We start from the raw sequence: 1,005 nt of genomic DNA, 5'->3' as shown, positions 1-1,005 counted from the left end.
TATCCAGGAGGTGCCCACCACTGCCGACCGCCGCACCCTGGACGCGCCGCCCGGCGTGACCGTCACCTGGGTGGCGCGGTACGGGGACGGATCCGTGGCCGGCACCGCCGCCTCCGCGAACTCCGCCGCCTCACCTCCGCCGACCCCGCCGGGTACGCCTTCGTCGTAGGAGAGTCGACCCTCGCGCAGGAAGGCCGCAGGCACCTCAACCGACTGGGCCTGCCCAAGGACCGCATCACATTCTCGGGCTTCTGGCGGCATGCGGCATCGGCGGCGGCTTAGAGGAGCTGACGGCACGGTGCAGCTCGGTCAGCAGCACCTGGTGCAGCCGATGTCACACCCCGGCCTCGTCCAAGTCCCGCGGCCGGCGCCGGCACGTCAGGAAGGGGATATGGCCACGCCCAGGCTTTCCATTAGGTGCTCTGAGGCCCGCAGCTGACGGCCTGGAAAATAGGGTGCGTTCGGTTGACCTGGGGTGATAGGTAAGCGATGTGACAGAGAGTCTTGAGTTTTCCGCCCTGCTGCAACTGATCGACGAGCGGTCGGCCGCGTTCCGGAGTGCGGTTGCCGCCGCGCCCAGCCTTGACGCGCCGGTGCCGTCCTGCCCCGGGTGGACGTTGTTCGATCTGGTGCAGCACCTGGGTACGGGCCAGCGCTGGTGGGCCGCGATCGTCGCCGCGGGCCCGGCCGAGGCTCCGCCGGCCAAGCATGCCGCAAAGGTGCCGCACGAACTCGAAGCGCTGCTGGCGTGGTACGCCGAGTCGAACGAGCTGCTGCTGAGTGCGCTGCGCGAGGCCGGCCCGGAGCACGAGTGCTGGACGTGGTGGGCCGCCGGCGTGTCGCCGGCGAATGCCTGGGGCGTTGCCCGGCGCCGTGTGCACGAGGTGCTGGTGCACACCTACGACGCCCAGCTCGCCGCGGGCGCCGTGCAGCCGATGCCGGCGGACGTCGCGCTCGACGGCGTGGCCGAGTTTCTCGACACCTGCAACTCCACCCCGGCGGCCT

General features: G+C 70.9%; 1 protein-coding gene and 1 pseudogene. Both read left to right on the top strand.

The annotated features are described in order from the left end of the window. Positions 1-282, top strand: a pseudogene (locus tag ACWEBX_RS41495) (siderophore-interacting protein); the annotation flags it as partial. Between the two features lie 209 nt (positions 283-491). Further along, a partial coding sequence (locus tag ACWEBX_RS41490; RefSeq protein ID WP_451889828.1) for a maleylpyruvate isomerase family mycothiol-dependent enzyme occupies positions 492-1,005 on the top strand: 514 nt, incomplete at its 3' end.

Source organism: Streptomyces sp. NPDC005070 (genome assembly GCF_053600395.1).
The sequence above is the reverse complement of the archived record's forward strand: the minus strand, read 5'-3'. Positions and strand labels throughout refer to the sequence as shown.